The sequence below is a fragment of the Burkholderia sp. AU38729 genome, from assembly GCF_020419725.1.
In the GTDB taxonomy this organism is placed as follows: domain Bacteria; phylum Pseudomonadota; class Gammaproteobacteria; order Burkholderiales; family Burkholderiaceae; genus Burkholderia.
This window is the reverse complement of record NZ_JAIZQO010000003.1, coordinates 18,926-38,067: the sequence shown is the minus strand read 5'-3', so window position 1 is coordinate 38,067 and position 19,142 is coordinate 18,926. Positions and strand designations below refer to the sequence as shown.

At 66.6% G+C, this 19,142-nt stretch carries 18 protein-coding genes; 7 read left to right on the top strand and 11 right to left on the bottom strand.

Going from position 1 to position 19,142, the window contains the following annotated elements:
- Positions 1-71 precede the first annotated feature (71 nt).
- The 6 genes from LGM56_RS09070 (at position 72) to LGM56_RS09045 (ending at position 5,212) form a co-directional block, all read left to right on the top strand.
- Positions 72-1,346 (top strand): GspE/PulE family protein, encoded by a 1,275-nt coding sequence (locus tag LGM56_RS09070; protein ID WP_226204271.1) that lies wholly within the window; start codon positions 72-74, stop codon positions 1,344-1,346.
- Entirely contained in the window at positions 1,343-2,554 is a 1,212-nt protein-coding gene (locus LGM56_RS09065; protein WP_226204269.1) for a type II secretion system F family protein, read from the top strand. Before LGM56_RS09070 ends, LGM56_RS09065 begins: the two co-directional genes overlap by 4 nt.
- 45 nt (positions 2,555-2,599) lie before the next feature.
- Positions 2,600-3,511, top strand: a complete 912-nt coding sequence (locus LGM56_RS09060) for a prepilin peptidase (RefSeq protein ID WP_226204267.1) — start codon at positions 2,600-2,602, stop codon at positions 3,509-3,511.
- A 1-nt stretch (position 3,512) separates the two neighbouring features.
- On the top strand, positions 3,513-4,121 hold the full coding sequence (gene coaE, locus LGM56_RS09055; RefSeq protein ID WP_226204266.1) for a dephospho-CoA kinase: 609 nt from the start codon (positions 3,513-3,515) through the stop codon (positions 4,119-4,121).
- A gap of 109 nt (positions 4,122-4,230) precedes the next feature.
- Complete coding sequence (gene zapD / locus LGM56_RS09050) at positions 4,231-4,986, top strand: cell division protein ZapD (protein ID WP_039353119.1); 756 nt, start codon at positions 4,231-4,233, stop codon at positions 4,984-4,986.
- A gap of 25 nt (positions 4,987-5,011) precedes the next feature.
- The gene (locus LGM56_RS09045; protein WP_027788444.1) at positions 5,012-5,212 is read left to right on the top strand and encodes a DNA gyrase inhibitor YacG; all 201 of its coding nucleotides are present in this window, start codon (positions 5,012-5,014) and stop codon (positions 5,210-5,212) included.
- Positions 5,213-5,272: 60 nt separating this feature from the next.
- Here the strand turns inward: LGM56_RS09045 and LGM56_RS09040 are convergent, their stop codons facing one another.
- The 4 genes from LGM56_RS09040 to secA form a co-directional block, all read right to left on the bottom strand.
- Positions 5,273-5,716, bottom strand: coding sequence for an NUDIX domain-containing protein (locus LGM56_RS09040; protein WP_089494048.1), 444 nt, complete (start codon positions 5,714-5,716; stop codon positions 5,273-5,275).
- Positions 5,713-6,582: an ATP-binding protein gene (locus tag LGM56_RS09035; protein WP_089439171.1), complete on the bottom strand. Its 870-nt coding sequence runs from the start codon at positions 6,580-6,582 to the stop codon at positions 5,713-5,715. The genes LGM56_RS09040 and LGM56_RS09035 overlap by 4 nt, the downstream gene beginning before the upstream one ends.
- Before the next feature lie 19 nt (positions 6,583-6,601).
- A complete protein-coding gene (gene argJ, locus LGM56_RS09030; protein ID WP_226204264.1) occupies positions 6,602-7,843 on the bottom strand; it encodes a bifunctional glutamate N-acetyltransferase/amino-acid acetyltransferase ArgJ in 1,242 nt (413 codons plus the stop codon).
- 144 nt (positions 7,844-7,987) lie between these two features.
- Positions 7,988-10,786, bottom strand: a complete 2,799-nt coding sequence (secA, locus tag LGM56_RS09025; protein WP_089494047.1) for a preprotein translocase subunit SecA — start codon at positions 10,784-10,786, stop codon at positions 7,988-7,990.
- Positions 10,787-11,042: 256 nt separating this feature from the next.
- On the opposite strand from secA, the gene LGM56_RS09020 reads away from it, so the two are divergent.
- Positions 11,043-11,519: a DUF721 domain-containing protein gene (locus LGM56_RS09020; RefSeq protein WP_226204262.1), complete on the top strand. Its 477-nt coding sequence runs from the start codon at positions 11,043-11,045 to the stop codon at positions 11,517-11,519.
- Between the two features lie 73 nt (positions 11,520-11,592).
- Here LGM56_RS09020 and lpxC read toward each other — a convergent pair whose 3' ends face one another.
- The 7 genes from lpxC to murC all read right to left on the bottom strand — a co-directional run bounded on the left by lpxC (position 11,593) and on the right by murC (position 19,126).
- The gene (lpxC, locus tag LGM56_RS09015) at positions 11,593-12,510 is read right to left on the bottom strand and encodes a UDP-3-O-acyl-N-acetylglucosamine deacetylase (RefSeq protein ID WP_226204260.1); all 918 of its coding nucleotides are present in this window, start codon (positions 12,508-12,510) and stop codon (positions 11,593-11,595) included.
- 240 nt (positions 12,511-12,750) lie between these two features.
- Positions 12,751-13,257 carry a peroxiredoxin gene (locus tag LGM56_RS09010; protein ID WP_011350844.1) on the bottom strand — a complete coding sequence of 169 codons (507 nt, stop codon included), beginning with the start codon at positions 13,255-13,257 and terminating at the stop codon, positions 12,751-12,753.
- A 188-nt stretch (positions 13,258-13,445) separates the two neighbouring features.
- The gene (gene ftsZ, locus LGM56_RS09005; RefSeq protein ID WP_011350843.1) at positions 13,446-14,642 is read right to left on the bottom strand and encodes a cell division protein FtsZ; all 1,197 of its coding nucleotides are present in this window, start codon (positions 14,640-14,642) and stop codon (positions 13,446-13,448) included.
- Between the two features lie 112 nt (positions 14,643-14,754).
- Positions 14,755-15,987, bottom strand: a complete 1,233-nt coding sequence (gene ftsA, locus LGM56_RS09000; RefSeq protein ID WP_006487138.1) for a cell division protein FtsA — start codon at positions 15,985-15,987, stop codon at positions 14,755-14,757.
- A gap of 26 nt (positions 15,988-16,013) precedes the next feature.
- A complete protein-coding gene (locus tag LGM56_RS08995) occupies positions 16,014-16,766 on the bottom strand; it encodes a cell division protein FtsQ/DivIB (protein WP_011350842.1) in 753 nt (250 codons plus the stop codon).
- Positions 16,767-16,785: 19 nt separating this feature from the next.
- Positions 16,786-17,727 (bottom strand): D-alanine--D-alanine ligase, encoded by a 942-nt coding sequence (locus LGM56_RS08990; protein WP_089424424.1) that lies wholly within the window; start codon positions 17,725-17,727, stop codon positions 16,786-16,788.
- Position 17,728: 1 nt separating this feature from the next.
- On the bottom strand, positions 17,729-19,126 hold the full coding sequence (gene murC / locus LGM56_RS08985) for a UDP-N-acetylmuramate--L-alanine ligase (protein ID WP_089494045.1): 1,398 nt from the start codon (positions 19,124-19,126) through the stop codon (positions 17,729-17,731).
- Positions 19,127-19,142 lie beyond the last annotated feature (16 nt).

The window sequence follows — 19,142 nt, the reverse complement described above, 5'->3', positions numbered from 1 at the left end:
CTGCCGGCGCCGCCCGCGACGCGCGACCATCTGCTGGTCACGGTCAACAGGCGGCCAGCGAGCCGGCTCACATGCATTTCCCTCCTCCCGGGGCGCCGCTGCGCACGCAGCCGCCCACCCACTCCGATACGTCGCCCGCCACCGCACCGCGCGCGCTCGACGCGGCCCAGCTCGACGATGCGCCGGCCGTGCGGCTGCTGACGGACACGCTTCACGCGGCGCGCGTACGTGATGCATCCGACATCCACGTCGAACCATTCGAAGCCGGCTGGCGCATTCGCCTGCGCATCGACGGCGTGCTGCACGAACATGCACGGCCGCCCCTTCATCTGCGCGACGCGCTCGTCACACGGATCAAGGTGCTCGCGCGCATGGACATCGCCGAGCGGCGGCTCCCGCAGGACGGCAGGCTGCGCATCGTGATCGACGGCGGTACACGCGGCGACTACCGGGTCAGCTCGCTGCCCACGTTGTTCGGTGAAAAGCTGGTGCTGCGGCGGCTCGAAACCATGCCGACCGACCTCACACTCGCCCGCCTCGGCTTCGACGCGCAGCAGGCGGCCGCGATGGAGGCCGCGATACGCGCCCCGCATGGCCTCGTACTCGTCACGGGTCCGACCGGCAGCGGCAAGACGCTGTCGCTCTACTGCGCGCTGCAGATGCTCGATCGCGACGCGCACAACGTCTGCACGGTCGAGGATCCCGCCGAGATCCAGCTCGACGGCATCAGCCAGGTCGGTGTCGCCGAAAAGGCCGGGCTCACGTTCGCGACGGCACTGCGCGCGCTCTTGCGGCAGGATCCGGACATCATCATGGTCGGCGAGATTCGCGATGCGGAGACGGCCGACGTCGCGATCAAGGCCGCGCAGACCGGCCATCTCGTGCTGTCGACGCTGCATACGAACGACGCACCGGCCGCCGTCGCGCGGCTGCTCGACATCGGTGTCGCGCCGTACAACCTCGCGGCCGCGCTGCACCTCGTCACCGCGCAACGCCTCGTCCGGAGGCTGTGCACCGCCTGCCGCGTGCACTCGGACGCACCGGCGCCCGTCCTGCGCGAAGCCGGCTGCGACCCGGCCGCCCTCGCAACCGGATGGCGGCCGTTCGTTGCGCGAGGCTGTCCGGCCTGTCACGGCATCGGCTATCGCGGCCGCGTCGGCCTGCATCAGACGATGCCGGTGTCGTCCGGGCTGGCGGAACGCATCGTCGCACGGGCGAGTGTTGGCGAGCTCGCGCAATGCGTGGCGGCCGAAGGCGTGCGCAGTCTGCGCGACGCGGCGCTTGCGCGCGTCCGTGACGGCACGACGAGCATCGCGGAAGCCCTCGCCGCGACACCTGCCGCATGAGCATGCACACGCCGCCGCGCGAAACCCGCTTCGCGTGGCGCGGCCGCCGTCGCGACGGCACATCGCGCCGCGGGACCGTCATTGCATTCGACGCCGCGGGCGCACGTGCCGCGCTCGCACGCGACGGCATCGCCGTACTGTCGCTCGATGTCCGCGGGGCGGCCCGGCCGCCCACGGCCAGCGCGCGGGACGTCACGCGCTTCACGCGCCAGCTCGCGAGCCTGCTGCAGGCCGGGTTGCCGCTCGCGCCGTCGCTCGAGATGCTCGCGCGTACGCGGCCACACGACGGTCTGCCACGCATCGCAGCCGGGCTCGCCCGCGAGATCGTCGGCGGCCGGCGCTTCGCCGATGCACTCGCACGCTATCCATCCCAGTTCGGCACGCTGTATCGCCAGCTGATCGAGGTCGGCGAAGCGTCCGGCTCGCTCGGCATCGTGCTGACGCGGGTCGCGGCACACCGCGAGCGCACCGACGCTCAGTGGCGCAAGCTGCGGGCCGCGCTCGCGTACCCGGCGGCCGTCATCCTGTTCGGGCTCGCGATCTCGGCCGCGCTGATGGTGTGGGTGGTACCGACGTTCCGCCAGATTTTCGACGGGTTCGGCGCCGCACTGCCGGCGCCAACCCGCGCGCTGCTCGCGCTGTCCTCCGCACTGTCGGCATGGGGCGGTGGGCTCCTTGCCATTGCCGCGGCAGCCGGGCTGGCCGCGCATCACGCGCTGCGGCGGTCGGCACCGCTGCGCCACGCTGTCGCGCGGCAACTATTGCACGCGCCGCTCGCGGGTAGCGCGCTCAGCCGGTACGCGGCCGCACGCTGGTGCCGCTCGCTGGCGACGCTGCTCGGCGCCGGTGTGCCGCTCGCCGACGCCTTCGCCACGCTCGAGCGCACTGCCGGCCATCCGGTGTTCGAGCACGCCACTGCGCACATCGCAGCCCGCGTGCTGCGCGGCGCACGCCTCGCGGACGCCATGCAGTCGGCCGGATGCTTTCCGGACGACGTCGTGCAGCCGATCGCCGTCGCCGAGGAGACGGGTGCGCTCGACGTGATGCTCGCCGACATCGCGGCGCTGTGCGAACGCCAGCTCGACGCGCGTCTCGATGCACTCGCCGCGCTCGGCGAACCGCTGATCGTGATCGTACTGGGCGCACTCGTCGGCGGCCTCGTGATCGCGATGTACCTGCCCATCCTTCAGCTCGGCAACGTGGTGTAGCATCGCAACCGATTCTGTCGCCTTTTAGTCCGAACCTTGAGCCTCATGACGCCAGCGCCCCTGTACTCCGTTACCGATTCGCCCGAGAGCACGCTGCTCGCGCTGGCGATGCTGCCGCCCGCGCTGCAGTATGCGTTCGCGATCGTCGTCGGCCTGTGCGTCGGCAGCTTCCTGAACGTGGTCGTCCACCGGCTGCCCGTGATGATGCAGCGTGCGTGGCAGGCCGAGATCGATGAAGCGACCGGCAACGCGAGCGCCCCGCCCGACGACGGCTACCCGCCGCGCTACGATTTGTGGCGCCCGCGCAGCGCCTGCCCGCATTGCGGCCACGTGCTGCGCGCATGGGAAAACATCCCGCTCGTCAGCTTTCTGATGCTGCGCGGGCGCTGCCGGCGCTGCGGCCACGGGATCGGCATCGTATATCCGCTCGTCGAGTTCGCGTGCGCGCTGCTCGCCGCCGGCTCACTCGCGGTATTCGGCCCGACCGTCGCCGCGCTTGCCGCGTTCGCGCTGTGCGCCGCACTGCTCGCGATGAGCGCGATCGATATCCGGACGGGCTACCTCCCCGACTCGATGACGCTACCGCTCCTCTGGGCCGGGCTCGTGCTGAACCTCGGCGGCACGTTCACGTCGCTGCGCTCGGCGGTGATCGGGGCCATGGCCGGCTACCTGTTCCTGTGGGCAATCTACTGGCTGTTCAAATGGCTGCGCGGCATCGAGGGCATCGGTTTTGGCGACCTGAAGCTGCTCGCCGCGCTCGGCGCATGGATGGGCTGGGCCGCATTGCCGCAGGTCGTGCTGTTCGCCGCGGTGACGGGCGCGATCGTCGGGCTCATCGCGACCTGGCGCGGCCGCATGCGCTTCGAGGAGCCGATTCCGTTCGGCCCGTTCCTCGCGGCAGGCGGCGCCGCGACGCTGTTTTTCGGCACCCCGTTCTATTCGGCGCTCGGAGGCTGACATGTTCGCCATTGGACTCACCGGCGGCATCGGCAGCGGCAAGACGACCGTCGCCGACCTGTTCGGCGCCCGCGGCGCGTCACTGGTCGATACCGATCTGATCGCCCATCGCATCACCGCACCGGGCGGTCTCGCGATGCCCGCGATCGAACAGGCATTCGGCCGCGACTTCGTTGCCGCCGACGGCTCGCTCGATCGTGCGAAGATGCGCGCACTGATCTTCAGCGACGACGCCGCGCTCCGGCGCCTTGAAGCGATCACACATCCGCTGATCCGCGCGGAGACCGATCGCGAAGCCCGCGAAGCGCAAGGCCCGTACGTGATGTTCGTGGTGCCGCTGCTCGTCGAGTCAGGCAACTGGAAGGCGCGCTGCGATCGCGTGCTCGTCGTCGATTGCCCGGTCGACACGCAGATCGCACGCGTGATGCGGCGCAACGGCTTCACGCGCGAGCAGGTCGAAGCGATCATCGCGAAACAGGCGACGCGCGAAGCACGTCTCGCGGCGGCCGACGACGTGATCGTCAACGACGCGACGACACCCGACGCGCTCGCCGCACAGGTCGATGCACTGCACCAACGCTATCTCGGGTTTGCGGCCGCCGCGCGCTGAAGCTCGTGCCCAATCGTGATGGTGTACGAAATTGGCGCGTTGCTAGGGTAGAGAGTGAGCATTAGAATGTCCTGCATTGTTTCAATCCCTACCCAAGAGGCGAGCGCGCTTGATTCTTTACGAGTATCCGTTCAACGAGCGAATTCGCACGCTGTTGCGCCTCGAAGATCTCTTCGAGCGCTTCGCGTTCTTTTTGGCTCAGGAGGACCCGCGTGAACACCACGTCGCGCTGACGACGCTGTTCGAAATCGCCGAGGTAACGGGCCGCGCGGACCTGAAATCGGATCTGATGAAGGAGCTCGAACGTCAGCGCCAGACGCTCGCCCCCTTTCGCGGCAATCCGGGCATCGAGCAGAACGCGCTCGAAGCCGTGCTCGGCGAAATCGAGCAGACGCTCGCGAACCTCGCGCAGATGCAGGGCAAGACCGGGCAGCACCTCGTCGACAACGAGTGGCTCGCCAGCATCCGCAGCCGTGCGGTGATTCCCGGCGGCACGTGCAAGTTCGACCTGCCGTCGTACTACGCATGGCAGCAGTGGCCCGCCGAGCAGCGGCGCCAGGACATCGCGAAGTGGATCCTGCCGATGCTGCCGCTGCGCGACGCGGTGACGATCGTGCTGCGGCTCGCGCGCGAATCGGGCCAGGCGTCGAAGGTCATGGCGATGCAGGGCAGCTACCAGCAGATGCTGTCCGGCCGCACCTACCAGCTGATGCAGGTGCGCGTGCCGCCGGAGTTGCGCGTCATTCCCGAAGCGAGCGCGAACAAATACATGCTGTGGGTACGGTTCACCATGCAGGACGGCGATGTGCGTCCGCGCGCGGTGGATATCGACGTGCCGTTCCATCTGACATTGTGCAATCTGTAACGGCCGCGGGCCGGATCGCTTTCGTATGACTACCGTTGTGAAATGCCCGTCGTGCGGCGCCGAAGTGCGCTGGACGCCCGAAAATCAGTTCCGCCCGTTCTGCTCGGCCCGCTGCAAGCAGCTCGACCTCGGCGCATGGGCCGCGGAAAAGTACCGGATCGGTGGATCCTCCGACGAGGGCCCCTCGTCGGAAGAAGACGGCACGGACGGCCGCCGCGACAGCTGAGCGGCGCACAGCACCGCCTGCTAGTGATATGGCCCGCCTTTCCGGCAGGCCATCATGGCGTCAGTTCGACGCGGCTTCCTTCTCGAGCAGTTCGAGCACCGGCAGCGCGGCCGGCAACAGCGGCGCGACGGCGACCGGCAGTTGCTGCCACACGAACGCCTGCCCTTCCTTGCTGTGCGGCTCGCCCGTCCAGCTCGTCACCTTGCAGAAATACAGCCGCACGTACGCATGCGGATAATCGTGCTCGAGCGTGTGCCAGCGGTGGCTGGCCGTGACTTCGATGCCGAGCTCCTCGTGCAGTTCGCGCGCAAGCGCGTCCTCGACGCTTTCACCGGCCTCCAGCTTGCCGCCCGGAAACTCCCAGTAGCCTTCATACGGCTTACCTTGCAGCCGCTGCGCGAGCAGGTAGCTTCCGTCCGGCTGCACCATCACGCCGACCGCGACTTCCGTCACCTTGCGGCCATCGGGCGCGCGCACCGCGCCTTGTGCGAGATCCGCGCTCATGCCTGCTCCTTGCGGCCCGACCAGTCACGCGCAAACTGCCACGCGACGCGTCCCGACCGCGAACCGCGCTCGAGCGCCCACACGAGCGCATCGCCGCGTGCGGATTCGATTTCCGCATCCGGGCAGCCGAAATGACGCAGCCAGTGCCCGACGATGTCGAGGTAGTCGTCCTGCTTGAACGGATAGAAGCTGACCCACAGGCCGAAACGCTCCGACAGCGAGATCTTTTCCTCGACGACTTCGCCGGGGTGAATCTCGCCATCCGGAAGATGCTTGTACGACTCGTTGTCGCTCATGTACTCGGGCAGCAGATGGCGGCGGTTCGACGTCGCGTAGATCAGCACGTTGTCCGACTGCGCGGCGATCGAGCCGTCGAGCGCGACCTTCAGCGCCTTGTAGCCCGACTCGCCCTCCTCGAACGACAGGTCGTCGCAAAACACGATGAATCGCTCGGGACGCTGCGAGATCAGGTCGACGATGTCGCCGAGATCGTGCAGGTCGTCCTTGTCGACTTCGATCAGGCGCAGGCCGTCGTTCGCATACGCGTTCAGGCACGCCTTGATCAGCGACGATTTGCCGGTACCGCGCGCGCCGGTCAGCAGCACGTTGTTGGCCGGCTTCTGCTGCACGAACTGCCGCGTGTTCTGTTCGATCAGCCCTTTCTGGCGATCGATGTTGTGCAGGTCACCGAGCGTGATCGACGACACGGCCGGCACCGGCTGCAGATAGCCGCGCCCCTGGCGCTTGCGCCAGCGGAACGCATGCGCGGCATTCCAGTCGACCGCGGCCGGCGCGGGCGGCAGCATCCCCTCGAGACGGCCGAGCAGCGCTTCGGCGCGCGTCAGAAACTGTTCAAGCTTGTCCATGTCGTTCGAACGCTCCCGATCAGGAGCGGTAATCCGCGTTGATGCTCACGTAGTCATGCGACAGGTCGCACGTCCAGATGGTGGCCTGCGCGTCGCCGCGGCCGAGCAGCACGCGAATCGTGATTTCGCTCTGCTTCATCACGCGCTGGCCGTCTTCTTCCTGGTAAGCCGGGTTGCGGCCGCCCGCCTTCGCGACGAGCACGTCGTCGAGATAGAGGTCGATCTTGTCGACGTCCAGATCCGCGACACCTGCGTAGCCGATCGCCGCGAGAATCCGGCCGAGGTTGGGGTCGGATGCATAGAACGCCGTCTTCACGAGCGGCGAATGGCCGATCGCATAAGCGATCTGGCGGCATTCCGCGACGTTCTTGCCGCCTTCGACGTGCACCGTCATGAATTTCGTCGCGCCTTCGCCATCGCGCACGATCAATTGCGACAGCACCTGCGCAACTTCCGTCACCGCATCGCGCAGCACCGCGTAGGCCGGCGAATCGGTCGACGTGATCGCCGGCAGCGTGCTCTTGCCCGACGCGATCAGGATGAACGAGTCGTTCGTCGACGTGTCGCCGTCGATCGTGATGCAGTTGAACGAGCGATCCGCGACTTCCTTTACGAGCGTGTCGAGCACCGGCTGCGCGACGTTCGCGTCGAACGCGAGGAAGCCGAGCATCGTCGCCATGTTCGGCTTGATCATGCCCGCGCCCTTGCTGATGCCCGTCAACGTGACCGTATGGCCGTCGATCGTCACCTGGCGCGACGTGGCCTTCGGCAGCGTGTCCGTCGTCATGATCGCCTGCGCGGCGTCGAACCAGTTCGCGGCCTTGCGGTTCGCGAGCGCGGCCGGCAGGCCGGCCTTCAGGCGATCGATCGGCAGCGGCTCGAGGATCACGCCGGTCGAGAACGGCAGCACCTGCGCCGGCTCGATGCCCGCGAGGCGCGCGAGTTCCGTGCAGGTTTCGCGTGCGTTCACGAGGCCCGGCTCGCCGGTGCCCGCGTTCGCATTGCCCGTATTCACCACGAGCGCGCGAATGCCCGCGCCGCCCGCGCGCACCTTCGCCAGATGCTCGCGGCAGACGGTGACCGGCGCTGCGCAGAAACGGTTTTCGGTGAACACGCCCGCGACCGTCGCGCCTTCGTCGACGGAGATGACCAGCACGTCCTTGCGATTCGGCTTGCGGATGTTCGCTTCCGCCCAGCCGAGCGTGACGCCGGCGACGGGATGCAGTTGGGCGGGATCGATCGACGGAAAATTGACAGCCATGGGGCACACCTGCCGGATGGAAAATGCCGGCATGCGCCGGCATCGATTGGAAGAACCAGCGGCCGCACGCGCGGGCCGCCGCAACTCACATCACTCACGCGAAGCTGCGAATGACGCGGCACGCGCGATGCGCGCCGCCGTCGATCATGACAGCTTCCCGTGACATTGCTTGTACTTCTTGCCGCTGCCGCACGGGCACGGGTCGTTGCGGCCGACCCTCGGCATTTCGCCGCCGGGGCCGCTGTGCGTCATCGCGCTACCGACCATGTCGGCTGTCGCCGTGGCCGCCACGGCAGCCGCGACGTTGGCCACCGGCGCACCGGCTTCCGCGTAATCGGCGTGCTGGTACTCGACGTTCTCGAGATGACCGCCACGCTCTTCGATCTGCTCGGCGGCCTGCTCGAGCTGTTCCGGCGACTGGATCTGCACGTTCATCACGACGCGCGTGACTTCCTGCTTGATCGCTTCGAGCATCGCGGCGAACAGTTCGAACGCTTCGCGCTTGTATTCCTGCTTCGGATTCTTCTGCGCATAGCCGCGCAGATGGATGCCCTGGCGCAGGTGGTCGAGCGCCGCGAGATGCTCGCGCCACAGGCGGTCGACCGTCTGCAGCATCACCGAGCGCTCGAACGCACTGAACGATTCGCGGCCGACCATCGCGACCTTCGCCTCGTACTGCTCGTCGGCGGCCGTCATCACCGCGTCGAGGATCTCCTCGGCCGTGATCGACGAGGACTCGTTCACCATTTCCTGGATCGCGAGGTCGAGCTGCCAGTCGTTGCGCAGCGCTTCCTCGAGCTCGGGCACGTCCCACTGCTCTTCGATGCTGCCTTCCGGCACGAACTGGCGGACGACTTCGGTAACGACGCCGTGACGCATCGCGGTGATCGTCTCGGTGATGTCGTGCGCTTCGAGCAACTCGTTACGCTGCTGGTAGATCACCTTGCGCTGGTCGTTCGACACGTCGTCGTATTCGAGCAGCTGCTTGCGGATGTCGAAGTTGCGCGCTTCGACCTTGCGCTGCGCGGACTCGATCGAGCGCGTGACGATGCCCGCCTCGATCGCCTCGCCTTCCGGCATCTTCAGGCGGTCCATGATCGAACGCACGCGGTCGCCCGCGAAGATGCGCAGCAGCGGATCGTCGAGCGACAGGTAGAAGCGCGACGAGCCCGGATCGCCCTGGCGGCCCGCACGGCCGCGCAACTGGTTGTCGATCCGGCGCGATTCGTGGCGCTCGGTGCCGATGATGTGCAGGCCGCCCGCGGCCTTCACCTGCTCGTGCAGCGTTTCCCATTCGTCGTGCAGCTGCTGGATGCGGCGCGCCTTCTCGTCGGCCGGGATCGCTTCGTCGGCCTCGATGAATGCGGCCTGCTTCTCGGCATTGCCGCCGAGCACGATGTCGGTACCGCGGCCGGCCATGTTGGTTGCGATCGTGACGCGCTTCGGGCGGCCGGCTTCCGCGACGATCGCCGCTTCGCGCTCGTGCTGCTTCGCGTTCAGCACCTCGTGCGGCAACCCCGCCTGCTTCAGCAGGTGCGACAGCAGCTCCGAGTTCTCGATCGACGTCGTGCCGACCAGCACCGGCTGACCGCGTTCGTAGCATTCGCGGATGTCGCGGATCACCGCGTCATAGCGCTCCTTGGCCGTCTTGTAGATCTGGTCCTGCTTGTCGATCCGCTTCGGCGGACGGTTGGTCGGGATCACGACCGTCTCGAGGCCGTAGATCTCGTTGAATTCGTACGCTTCGGTGTCGGCGGTACCGGTCATGCCGGCCAGCTTCGCGTACATCCGGAAGTAGTTCTGGAACGTGATCGACGCGAGCGTCTGGTTCTCGCTCTGGATCTTCACGTGCTCCTTCGCCTCGACCGCCTGGTGCAGGCCGTCGGACCAGCGGCGGCCGGCCATCAGGCGGCCCGTGAATTCGTCGACGATGACCACTTCGCCGTTCTGCACGACGTAGTGCTGATCCTTGTGGAACAGCGTGTGCGCGCGCAGCGCCGCGTACACGTGGTGCATCAGCGTGATGTTCTGCGGTGCGTACAGGCTCTCGCCCTCGCCGATCAGGCCCCATTCTGCGAGCAGGCGCTCGGCCTTCTCGTGGCCCGATTCCGTCAGGAACACCTGGCGCGCCTTCTCGTCGAGCGTGTAGTCGCCCGGCTTCTCGACGCCCGTGCCGTCGGCCTTCTCTTCGCCGATCTGGCGCTCGAGCAGCGGCGGCAGTGCGTTCATCCGCACGTACAGCTCGGTGTGATCCTCGGCCTGGCCCGAAATGATCAGCGGCGTACGCGCCTCGTCGATCAGGATCGAGTCCACTTCGTCGACGACCGCGAAATTCAGGGCCCGCTGCACGCGCGCGTCGGTCTCGTAGACCATGTTGTCGCGCAGGTAGTCGAAGCCGAATTCGTTGTTCGTGCCGTACGTGATGTCCGCCGCGTAGGCCTGCTGCTTCTGGTCGTGCTCCATGCCGGACAGGTTGATGCCGACCGACAGACCGAGGAAGTTGTAGAGGCGCGCCATCCATTCGGCGTCGCGCTGTGCGAGGTAATCGTTGACGGTCACCACGTGCACGCCGCGGCCTGCCAGCGCGTTCAGGTACACGGGCAGCGTCGCGACGAGCGTCTTGCCCTCGCCGGTGCGCATTTCCGCGATCTTGCCGTAGTGGAGCACCATGCCGCCGATCATCTGCACGTCGAAGTGCCGCATCTTCAGCACGCGACGGCTGGCCTCGCGGCAGACCGCGAAGGCCTCGGGCAGCAGCTTGTCGAGCGACTCGCCGGCCGCGACCCGCTGGCGGAATTCGTCCGTCTTGCCGCGCAACTGGTCGTCCGTCAGCTTCTCGATCTGCGTTTCGAGCGCATTGATCGTCGTGACGGTCTTTTGGTATTGCTTGACGAGCCGCTGGTTGCGGCTGCCAAAAATTTTCTGGAGAAAACCGGTTGTCATCGGATCGGATCCTGCGTCGCAGCACCGGCGCCCGGCGCGTGTTGCGCGCCCCGGCGCCCGAGCCTCGGCGGCTTAGCGAATTAGTGGACTCAAACGATGAATTTTAGCACGCGGGGAAGCGTGCGCCCGTGTCTCGGCCGGACGGACACTGCGCGCAGACCGCCGGGCCGTCGGGGCGAAAGCCGCCCGTGCACGGGCCCGCACGGGTACAATCGGCGTCAACGTCCGCGCGCGTGCGCGCCCGAAGAATGTCTCGATGAACCGATTTTCCAAGCATTTCGGCCCGCTCGCCCCGTATCGCCCGCAACCCGTGTCCGAAGTGCTCGGCCGCACCGACGCGTTCGCGGCGCTGCGCGCCGGCGTCGAACAGATCGCATCGCTGCAGCGCGATCTTGCCGCGCTCCTGCCCGACTATCTGGCGAACCATATCGAGCCCGGCTTCGTGAAGGATGGCACCCTGACCCTCTTTGCTGCGCACAACGCGTTGGCCGCTCGTCTGCGACAGGTCGAACCGCGGTTGCTCGGCGATCTGCAAAAACGCGGCTGGCCGGTCTCGACGCTACGCGTACGCGTACGCCCGAAGGATGCGCCGGAGCCGCCCCACGTGAAGCAGGCGCGGATGACGTCGGTCGGCGCGGCCGCGTTGCGCGACCTGGCAGATCATCTCGAACCGTCACCGCTGCAGGACGCGCTCGCGCGGATGGCGGCCCGGCATGGCGCTAAACCACGCTGACGGCACGCCCCGCAGCCGGCCAATAAAAAAGCAGCCCGAAGGCTGCTTTTTTATTGCTTGCGTCGAACGCAGATCAGGCGAAGGCCGTCTGCATGTCGAACGCGAAGCCTTTCGGTGCGGCTTGCGGATCGTCGAACGTGACGATCTCGTACGCATCTTCGTTCACGAGCAGTTCGCGCAGCAGCGCGTTGTTCAGCCCGTGGCCCGACTTGTACGCCGTGTACGACGCCAGCAGCGGATGGCCGATCACGTACAGGTCGCCGATCGCGTCGAGCATCTTGTGCTTCACGAACTCGTCGTCGTAGCGCAACCCGTCGTTGTTCAGGATGCGGTACTCGTCGAGCACGATCGCGTTTTCCATGCTGCCGCCACGGGCGAGACCCATCTCGCGCAGCATCTCGGCTTCATGTGCGAAGCCGAACGTGCGTGCACGCGCAATCTCGCGCACGTACGACGTATTCGCGAAATCGACCTCGAGCTCCTGGCCGGTCTTGTCGACGGCCGGGTGACGGAAGTCGATCGAGAATTTCAGCTTGAAACCGAAGTACGGATCGAGACGCGCGAACTTGTCGCCATCACGGATTTCGACCGTCTTCTTCACCTTGACGAAGCGCTTCGGCGCGTTCTGCTCCTCGATCCCGGCGGACTGGATCAGGAACACGAAGGTCGCCGCGCTGCCGTCCATGATCGGGATTTCCTCGGCTGTCACGTCGACATAGAGGTTGTCGATACCGAGGCCGGCACATGCCGACATCAGGTGCTCGACGGTCGACACGCGCACGCCATCCTTCTGCAACACCGACGCGAGCCGCGTATCGCCGATCGACGTCGCCGCGGCGGGAATGTCGACGGGCGTGGGAAGGTCGACGCGCGAGAAGACGATGCCCGTGCCGGGTGCGGCAGGACGGAGCGTCAGCTCGATCTTGCGGCCCGAGTGGACACCGATACCCACGGTCTTCACGATGGATTTGATGGTGCGCTGCTTCAGCATGATGTTCTTCGTCGTGATTGAAGATATCAATCAGGAGTTATATTCGATAGGGGAGATTATAGCGTAATTCCCTATTCAGCGTCGTTTGAAACTGCGTATCAATCTGTTTCAACTGTTTACCCGCGCCGATACGGGACGGGCCGATGCCCGGAACGGAGGCGTTTCCGGTCATCAGCCCGTGTTACAACTGCCCTGAGGCCGGTGAGCAGCGTTGCCGGAAGGCAACGGCGCACCGCACGATCAGGACGTCAACGTCGCGAGAACACTCGCCGCATCGCTCACTTCGAATTTGCCCGGCGCCTCGACGGCCAGCGTCTTGACCACACCGCCGTCAATCACCATCGCGTAGCGCAGGGAACGAATTCCCATGCCACGCGCGGACAGATCCTGCGTCAGCCCCAGCGCATGAGTGAAAGCCGCGCTACCGTCCGCCATCATGCGCACCTTGCCCGCGGTGTGCAGATCACGTCCCCATGCGCCCATCACGAATGCGTCGTTGACGGACACGCACCAGATCTCGTCGATGCCCGCCGCGCGCAATTGCTCGGCGTGTTCGACATAGCCCGGCACATGCTGCGCCGAGCAGGTCGGCGTGAAAGCGCCCGGCAATCCGAAGATCACCACCCGCTTTCCCGCAACCTGGTCGCGCACGCTGTAGGCATTCGGCCCCAGCGTGCACCCTTCGCGCGCGTCGTCGATGTACTCGAACAATTGCGCGTCGGGCAGCGCGTCGCCCACTTGAATCATGGCTGGTCCCTCATAGCGATACGGTTTTTCAGCGTGTCGCGGACAGCACGGTCCATCCCGCCCCGCTTGAGCGGAGAGGGCACGTTTCCCGGCCCGGCGTCGCAGCCGACGCGGCCTGTCGTGGTCCGTAGCATCCGTCACGCCGGCGTTACCGCGGCAGATTCGCCGCGGCTTCGCCTGTGTGTGCGTCAGTCAGCCTGCTTGCGCAGGAAAGCCGGGATGTCGTACGTGTCGACACCCTTCTCCTGCAGCGCCTGCACGTGCGATGCCGCGGTTTCGCGCGAATTGCGCCACACCGCCGGCGTGTCGAGCGCGCCGTAGTCTGCCGTGCTGACGTGATGCGTCGGCGCATAACCGTGCGATACCGCGCTGACCGGCTGGTTGTCCGTACCCGTGCGCAGCAGCGTCATCGGTGCCGATTGCTGCTTCTTCGCCGCACGGCCCAGACCCGTTGCCACGACCGTCACGCGTAGCGCATCGCCCATTGCGTCGTCGTACACCGCACCGAAGATCACCGTCGCATCTTCCGCCGCGTAGCTCTTGATCGTGTTCATCACTTCGCGCGTTTCCGACAGACGCAGCGAACGGCTCGACGTGATGTTGACCAGTACGCCGCGCGCGCCCGACAGATCGACGCCTTCGAGCAGCGGGCTCGCCACGGCCTGTTCCGCCGCGAGGCGTGCGCGATCGACGCCGGCGACCGTCGCCGTGCCCATCATCGCCTTGCCCTGCTCACCCATCACCGTCTTCACGTCTTCGAAGTCGACGTTCACGAGGCCATCGACATTGATGATTTCAGCGATGCCTGCGACCGCGTTGTTCAACACGTCGTCCGCGCACTGGAAGCACTTGTCCATCTCGGCGTCGTCGCCCATCACGTCGAACAGCTTGTCGTTCAGCACGACGATCAGCGAGTCGACGTGATCCTCCAGTTGCTGCGAACCGGCTTCAGCGACGCGCATGCGCTTGCCGCCTTCGAATTCGAACGGCTTGCTGACGACACCCACCGTCAGGATGCCCATCTCCTTCGCGATCTGCGCGACCACCGGTGCCGCGCCCGTGCCCGTGCCGCCACCCATGCCGGCCGTGATGAACACCATGTGCGCGCCGCGCAGTGCGTCGGCGATGCGCTCACGCGCTTCTTCCGCTGCCGCACGACCCATTTCCGGCTTCGCACCGGCGCCCAGGCCCGTGTTGCCGAGCTGGATCACCGACGACGCGCGCGAACGCGACAGCGCCTGCGCATCCGTGTTCATCACGATGAAGTCGACGCCCTGCACGCCGCGGTTGATCATGTGCTGGACGGCATTGCCGCCAGCGCCGCCAACGCCGACCACCTTGATGATGGTGCCGTTGGTCTCGGTTTCCAGCATTTCGAATTCCATTGTTGCCTCCGTCAAGAGAATGACTGCTACTCGGCCGTTATTCGGCAGGAGATCGGGCAACCCCCTGTCGCGCGCCAGCCGCCGGCACCAGCGCGAATTTCGATTCGGTATGTCAGAAGTTGCTCAGGAACCATTCCTTCATCCGCGAGAACACCTGTCCCGCGTTGCCGGACTGCACGGCGACCTTGCGGCCGCGCATGCGCTGGGCACTGCCTTCGACGAGCAGCCCCATCGCCGTCGAGTAGCGCGGATTGCGCACGACGTCGGAAAGGCCGCCTGCATACTCCGGCGCGCCGATGCGCACCGGTTTCAGGAAAATGTCTTCGCCGAGCTCGACCATGCCGGGCATCATCGACGCACCGCCGGTAATGACCACGCCGGAGCTCAGGAGTTCTTCGTAACCGGATTCGCGCACGACCTGCTGCACGAGCGAGAACAGCTCCTCGACGCGCGGCTCGATCACGGCTGCCAGCGCCTGGCGCGACAGCGTGCGCGGGCCGCGTTCGCCGAGGCCCGGCACTTCGACCATTTCGTCCGGATCGGCCAGCGCCTGCTTCGCGATCCCGTAGCCGACCTTGATGTCTTCCGCATCCGGCGTCGGCGTGCGCAGCGCCATCGCGATGTCGCTCGTGATCTGGTCGCCGGCGATCGGAATCACCGCGGTGTGGCGGATCGCGCCTTCGGCGAAGATCGCGATGTCCGTCGTGCCGCCGCCGATGTCGACCAGCACCACGCCGAGATCCTTCTCGTCTTCCGTCAGCACGGCCAGCGACGACGCGAGCGGCTGCAGGATCAGGTCGTTCACTTCGAGCCCGCAGCGGCGCACGCACTTGACGATGTTCTGCGCGGCACTCACCGCGCCCGTCACGATGTGCACCTTCACTTCCAGCCGGATGCCGCTCATGCCGATCGGCTCGCGCACGTCTTCCTGGCCGTCGATGATGAATTCCTGCGTGAGGATGTGCAGCACCTGCTGGTCGGTCGGGATGTTGATCGCCTTCGCGGTCTCGATCACGCGCGCGACGTCGGTCTGCGTGACTTCCTTGTCCTTGATCGCGACCATCCCGCTCGAGTTGAAGCTGCGGATGTGGCTGCCCGCGATCCCCGTGAACACGTTGGTGATCTTGCAGTCGGCCATCAGCTCGGCTTCCTCGAGCGCGCGCTGGATCGACTGCACGGTGGCCTCGATGTTGACCACCACACCTTTCTTCAGACCCTTCGACTCGCTCTGGCCGAGGCCGATCACCTCGTAGTGGCCTTCGCCCTTCAGCTCGGCGACGATGGCCACCACCTTCGACGTGCCGATGTCGAGGGAAACCAGCAGATCCTTGTAGTCTTTGCTCATAAAGTGCTCTTGCGTGTGATCTCTCGTTACTTCTTGCGCTTGTCGGTATCGGTCAGGAACCGCATGCCTGCCGCGCGAATCGCGAATCCGTTCGGATAGCGCAGGTCCGCGTACTCGATGTCGTTGCCCCAGCGTTCCGTGACGGCCGGCCATGCGGCGACCAGGCGCTGGCTCCGGTCATGCAGCGACTCGCTGTTGCGTTCCTTGCCCAGCTCGACCTGCATGCCGTTCGACAGCTTCACCGTCCACGCGTACCGCGCCGACAGCGTCACTTCTTCCGGCGCCGCCTTCAGCGGCGCAAACCATTTCCCGAAGTCGCGATACCGCGTGACGACTTCCTTCGCACTGCCCTCCGGACCGTCAAACGCCGGCAGTTCCTGCTCCAGCTCGCCCTGGTTCGCGGTGAACAGCTCGCCATCGACGCTCACGAGCTGGTCGCTGCCCCAGGTCCCGAGCGGTTTGTACTCCTCGAGCGTGACAGCCAGCGCATTCGGCCACACCCGGCGCACGCTCGCATGGCGCACCCAGGGCATCTGCTCGAACGCGGCGCGTGCGGCGTCGAGATCGACCGTGAAGAAATTGCCCTTCAGCCGGCCGACCACGCCCGCGCGCACCGTCGGTGAATTGATGTGCTCGGTGTCGCCGTCGATCCGGATTTCCCGCAGCGCGAACGTCGGGCGCTGGATCAGCCAGTAGCAACCGGCCGCCGCCAACACGAGCAGCAGCAGCGCATACAGCGCGCTGGCGGCAAGGTTGAGTTGGCGAACGTTGTTCCACATACGTCGTTCCGTTCCTGCGTCAGTCGTTGAGCGTGAGCGACAGCACCTTCACGACCAGCTCCGAATAGCTGATGCCGACCGCGCGCGCGGCCTTCGGCGGCAGCGAGTGGTCGGTCATGCCCGGCGCGGTGTTCACTTCCAGGAAGTACGCGTTGCCGTCGGCGTCGAGCATGAAATCCGCGCGACCCCAGTCGGTGCAGCCGAGCACGTCGAACGCCCGGCGCGCGACGCGCTTGAGCTCCGCTTCCTTGTCGGCGGGCAGCCCGCACGGAATCAGGTATTGCGTGTCGTCGGCGACGTACTTCGCGTGATAGTCGTAGAACTCGCCGGCCGGTACGATCTTGATCACCGGCAGGTCGAGATCGCCGGCGATGCAGGCGGTGTACTCGCCGCCGCCCTCGATGCTCTTCTCGACGATCACGATCGGGTCATGCTTGGCGGCTTCCGCGAGCGCGGCCGGCAGCGCATCGGCCGTCTTCACCTTCAGCACCGCCACGCTCGAGCCCTCGCTCGCCGGCTTCACGAACAGCGGCAGGCCGAGCTTCGCGACGATGTCCGTCGCCCGCGCCGCGAGGTCGTCGCCGCGCAGCACCGTCTCGAACGGCGGCGTCGGCACGCCCGTCTGCTGCCACACGAGCTTCGTGCGGAACTTGTCGAGGCCGAGCGCCGACCCGAGCACGCCGCTGCCCGTGTAGCGAATGCCGTAGAAATCGAGCGCGCCCTGGATCTGGCCGTTCTCGCCGTAGCCGCCGTGGAGTGCGTTGAACGCGCGCACGAACCCTTCATCCTTCAGCGCCGCCAGCGGGCGCTCGGCCGGGTCGAACGGGTGCGCGTCGATGCCCGCGTCGCGCAGGCCCTGCAGCACGAGCTTGCCCGACGTGAGCGACACCTCGCGCTCCGAGGACTCGCCGCCGAACAACACCGCCACCTTGCCGAAACGTTTCGGATCAATCCCGCTCATGTCATGCCTTCTGTTGAGTGTGCTGCGCAACCTTCGCCGGCACGCCGCCGATCGAACCCGCGCCCATCGTGATCACCACGTCGCCGTTCTGCGCGACCTTCGCCAATGCGTCCGGCACGTCGTCGACCGTCGCGACGAACACCGGGTCAACCTTCCCCACCGCGCGCAGCGCACGCGACAGCGCGTCGCCATTGGCGGTCGAGATCGCCGCCTCGCCCGCCGCGTAGACTTCGGTCAGCACCAGCGCGTCGACCGTCGACAGCACGTTGACGAAATCGTCGAAGCAGTCGCGGGTGCGCGTGTAACGGTGCGGCTGGAACGCCAGCACGAGGCGGCGCCCCGGGAACGCGCCGCGCGCGGCCGCGATCGTCGCGGCCATCTCGACCGGGTGATGGCCGTAGTCGTCGATCAGCGTGTACTGGCCGCCGTCCGCGGTCGGCACCTCGCCGTAACGCTGGAAGCGCCGGCCGACGCCGTTGAATTCCGCCAGCGCCAGCTGGATCGCGTCGTCCGACACGCCGAGATCGGTCGCGATCGCGATCGCCGCGAGCGCGTTCTGCACGTTGTGCAGGCCCGGCATGTTCAGCACGACCGCGAGCGGCGCGCGCCCTTCGCGGATCACCGTGAAATGCATGCGGCCGTCGCGTGCATCGATGTCTTCGGCGCGCACCTGCGCGTCCGGCGACAGCCCGTAGCGCACGACCGGCTTCGAAATGAACGGGATGATCTGCCGCACGTTCGGATCGTCGACGCACACGACCGCGCTGCCGTAGAACGGCAGGCGCTGCGTGAATTCGATGAACGCCTGCTTGAGCCGCGCGAAATCGTGGCCGTAGGTGTCCATGTGGTCGGCGTCGATGTTCGTGATGACTTCGATCACCGGATACAGGTTCAGGAACGACGCGTCCGACTCGTCGGCCTCGGCGACGATGAAGTCGCCCGTGCCGAGCCGCGCGTTCGCGCCGGCGCTGATCAGGCGCCCGCCGATCACGAAGGTTGGATCGAGCCCGCCCGCCGCGAGCACGCTCGCGACGAGGCTCGTCGTCGTGGTCTTGCCGTGGGTGCCGGCGATCGCGATGCCCTGCTTCAGGCGCATCAACTCCGCCAGCATCACCGCACGCTGCACGATCGGCACGCGCTTCGCGCGCGCGGCCAGCACTTCCGGGTTGTCCGAACGCACGGCCGTCGACACGACGACCGCGTTCGCGCCCTCGATGTTCGCCGCGTCGTGGCCGATCGCGATCCGCGCGCCGAGCGCCTGGAGACGATCGGTCACCGCGTTGCGTGACAGGTCCGAGCCGCTGACCTCGTAACCGAGGTTGACGAGCACTTCGGCGATGCCGCTCATGCCCGCGCCGCCGATCCCGACGAAATGAATGTGTTTGACGATGTGTTTCATGTCAGCCTCCGCCGGG

What these genes read in the sequence shown, in the direction of transcription:
- LGM56_RS09070 (WP_226204271.1), top strand. Translation starts at nt 72, where the DNA reads ATGCATTTCCCTCCTCCCGGGGCGCCGCTGCGCACGCAGCCGCCCACC.
- LGM56_RS09065 (WP_226204269.1), top strand. Translation starts at nt 1,343, where the DNA reads ATGAGCATGCACACGCCGCCGCGCGAAACCCGCTTCGCGTGGCGCGGC.
- LGM56_RS09060 (WP_226204267.1), top strand. Translation starts at nt 2,600, where the DNA reads ATGACGCCAGCGCCCCTGTACTCCGTTACCGATTCGCCCGAGAGCACG.
- coaE (WP_226204266.1), top strand. Translation starts at nt 3,513, where the DNA reads ATGTTCGCCATTGGACTCACCGGCGGCATCGGCAGCGGCAAGACGACC.
- LGM56_RS09045 (WP_027788444.1), top strand. Translation starts at nt 5,012, where the DNA reads ATGACTACCGTTGTGAAATGCCCGTCGTGCGGCGCCGAAGTGCGCTGG.
- LGM56_RS09040 (WP_089494048.1), bottom strand. Translation starts at nt 5,716, where the DNA reads ATGAGCGCGGATCTCGCACAAGGCGCGGTGCGCGCGCCCGATGGCCGC.
- LGM56_RS09035 (WP_089439171.1), bottom strand. Translation starts at nt 6,582, where the DNA reads ATGGACAAGCTTGAACAGTTTCTGACGCGCGCCGAAGCGCTGCTCGGC.
- argJ (WP_226204264.1), bottom strand. Translation starts at nt 7,843, where the DNA reads ATGGCTGTCAATTTTCCGTCGATCGATCCCGCCCAACTGCATCCCGTC.
- secA (WP_089494047.1), bottom strand. Translation starts at nt 10,786, where the DNA reads ATGACAACCGGTTTTCTCCAGAAAATTTTTGGCAGCCGCAACCAGCGG.
- LGM56_RS09020 (WP_226204262.1), top strand. Translation starts at nt 11,043, where the DNA reads ATGAACCGATTTTCCAAGCATTTCGGCCCGCTCGCCCCGTATCGCCCG.
- lpxC (WP_226204260.1), bottom strand. Translation starts at nt 12,510, where the DNA reads ATGCTGAAGCAGCGCACCATCAAATCCATCGTGAAGACCGTGGGTATC.
- LGM56_RS09010 (WP_011350844.1), bottom strand. Translation starts at nt 13,257, where the DNA reads ATGATTCAAGTGGGCGACGCGCTGCCCGACGCGCAATTGTTCGAGTAC.
- ftsZ (WP_011350843.1), bottom strand. Translation starts at nt 14,642, where the DNA reads ATGGAATTCGAAATGCTGGAAACCGAGACCAACGGCACCATCATCAAG.
- ftsA (WP_006487138.1), bottom strand. Translation starts at nt 15,987, where the DNA reads ATGAGCAAAGACTACAAGGATCTGCTGGTTTCCCTCGACATCGGCACG.
- LGM56_RS08995 (WP_011350842.1), bottom strand. Translation starts at nt 16,766, where the DNA reads ATGTGGAACAACGTTCGCCAACTCAACCTTGCCGCCAGCGCGCTGTAT.
- LGM56_RS08990 (WP_089424424.1), bottom strand. Translation starts at nt 17,727, where the DNA reads ATGAGCGGGATTGATCCGAAACGTTTCGGCAAGGTGGCGGTGTTGTTC.
- murC (WP_089494045.1), bottom strand. Translation starts at nt 19,126, where the DNA reads ATGAAACACATCGTCAAACACATTCATTTCGTCGGGATCGGCGGCGCG.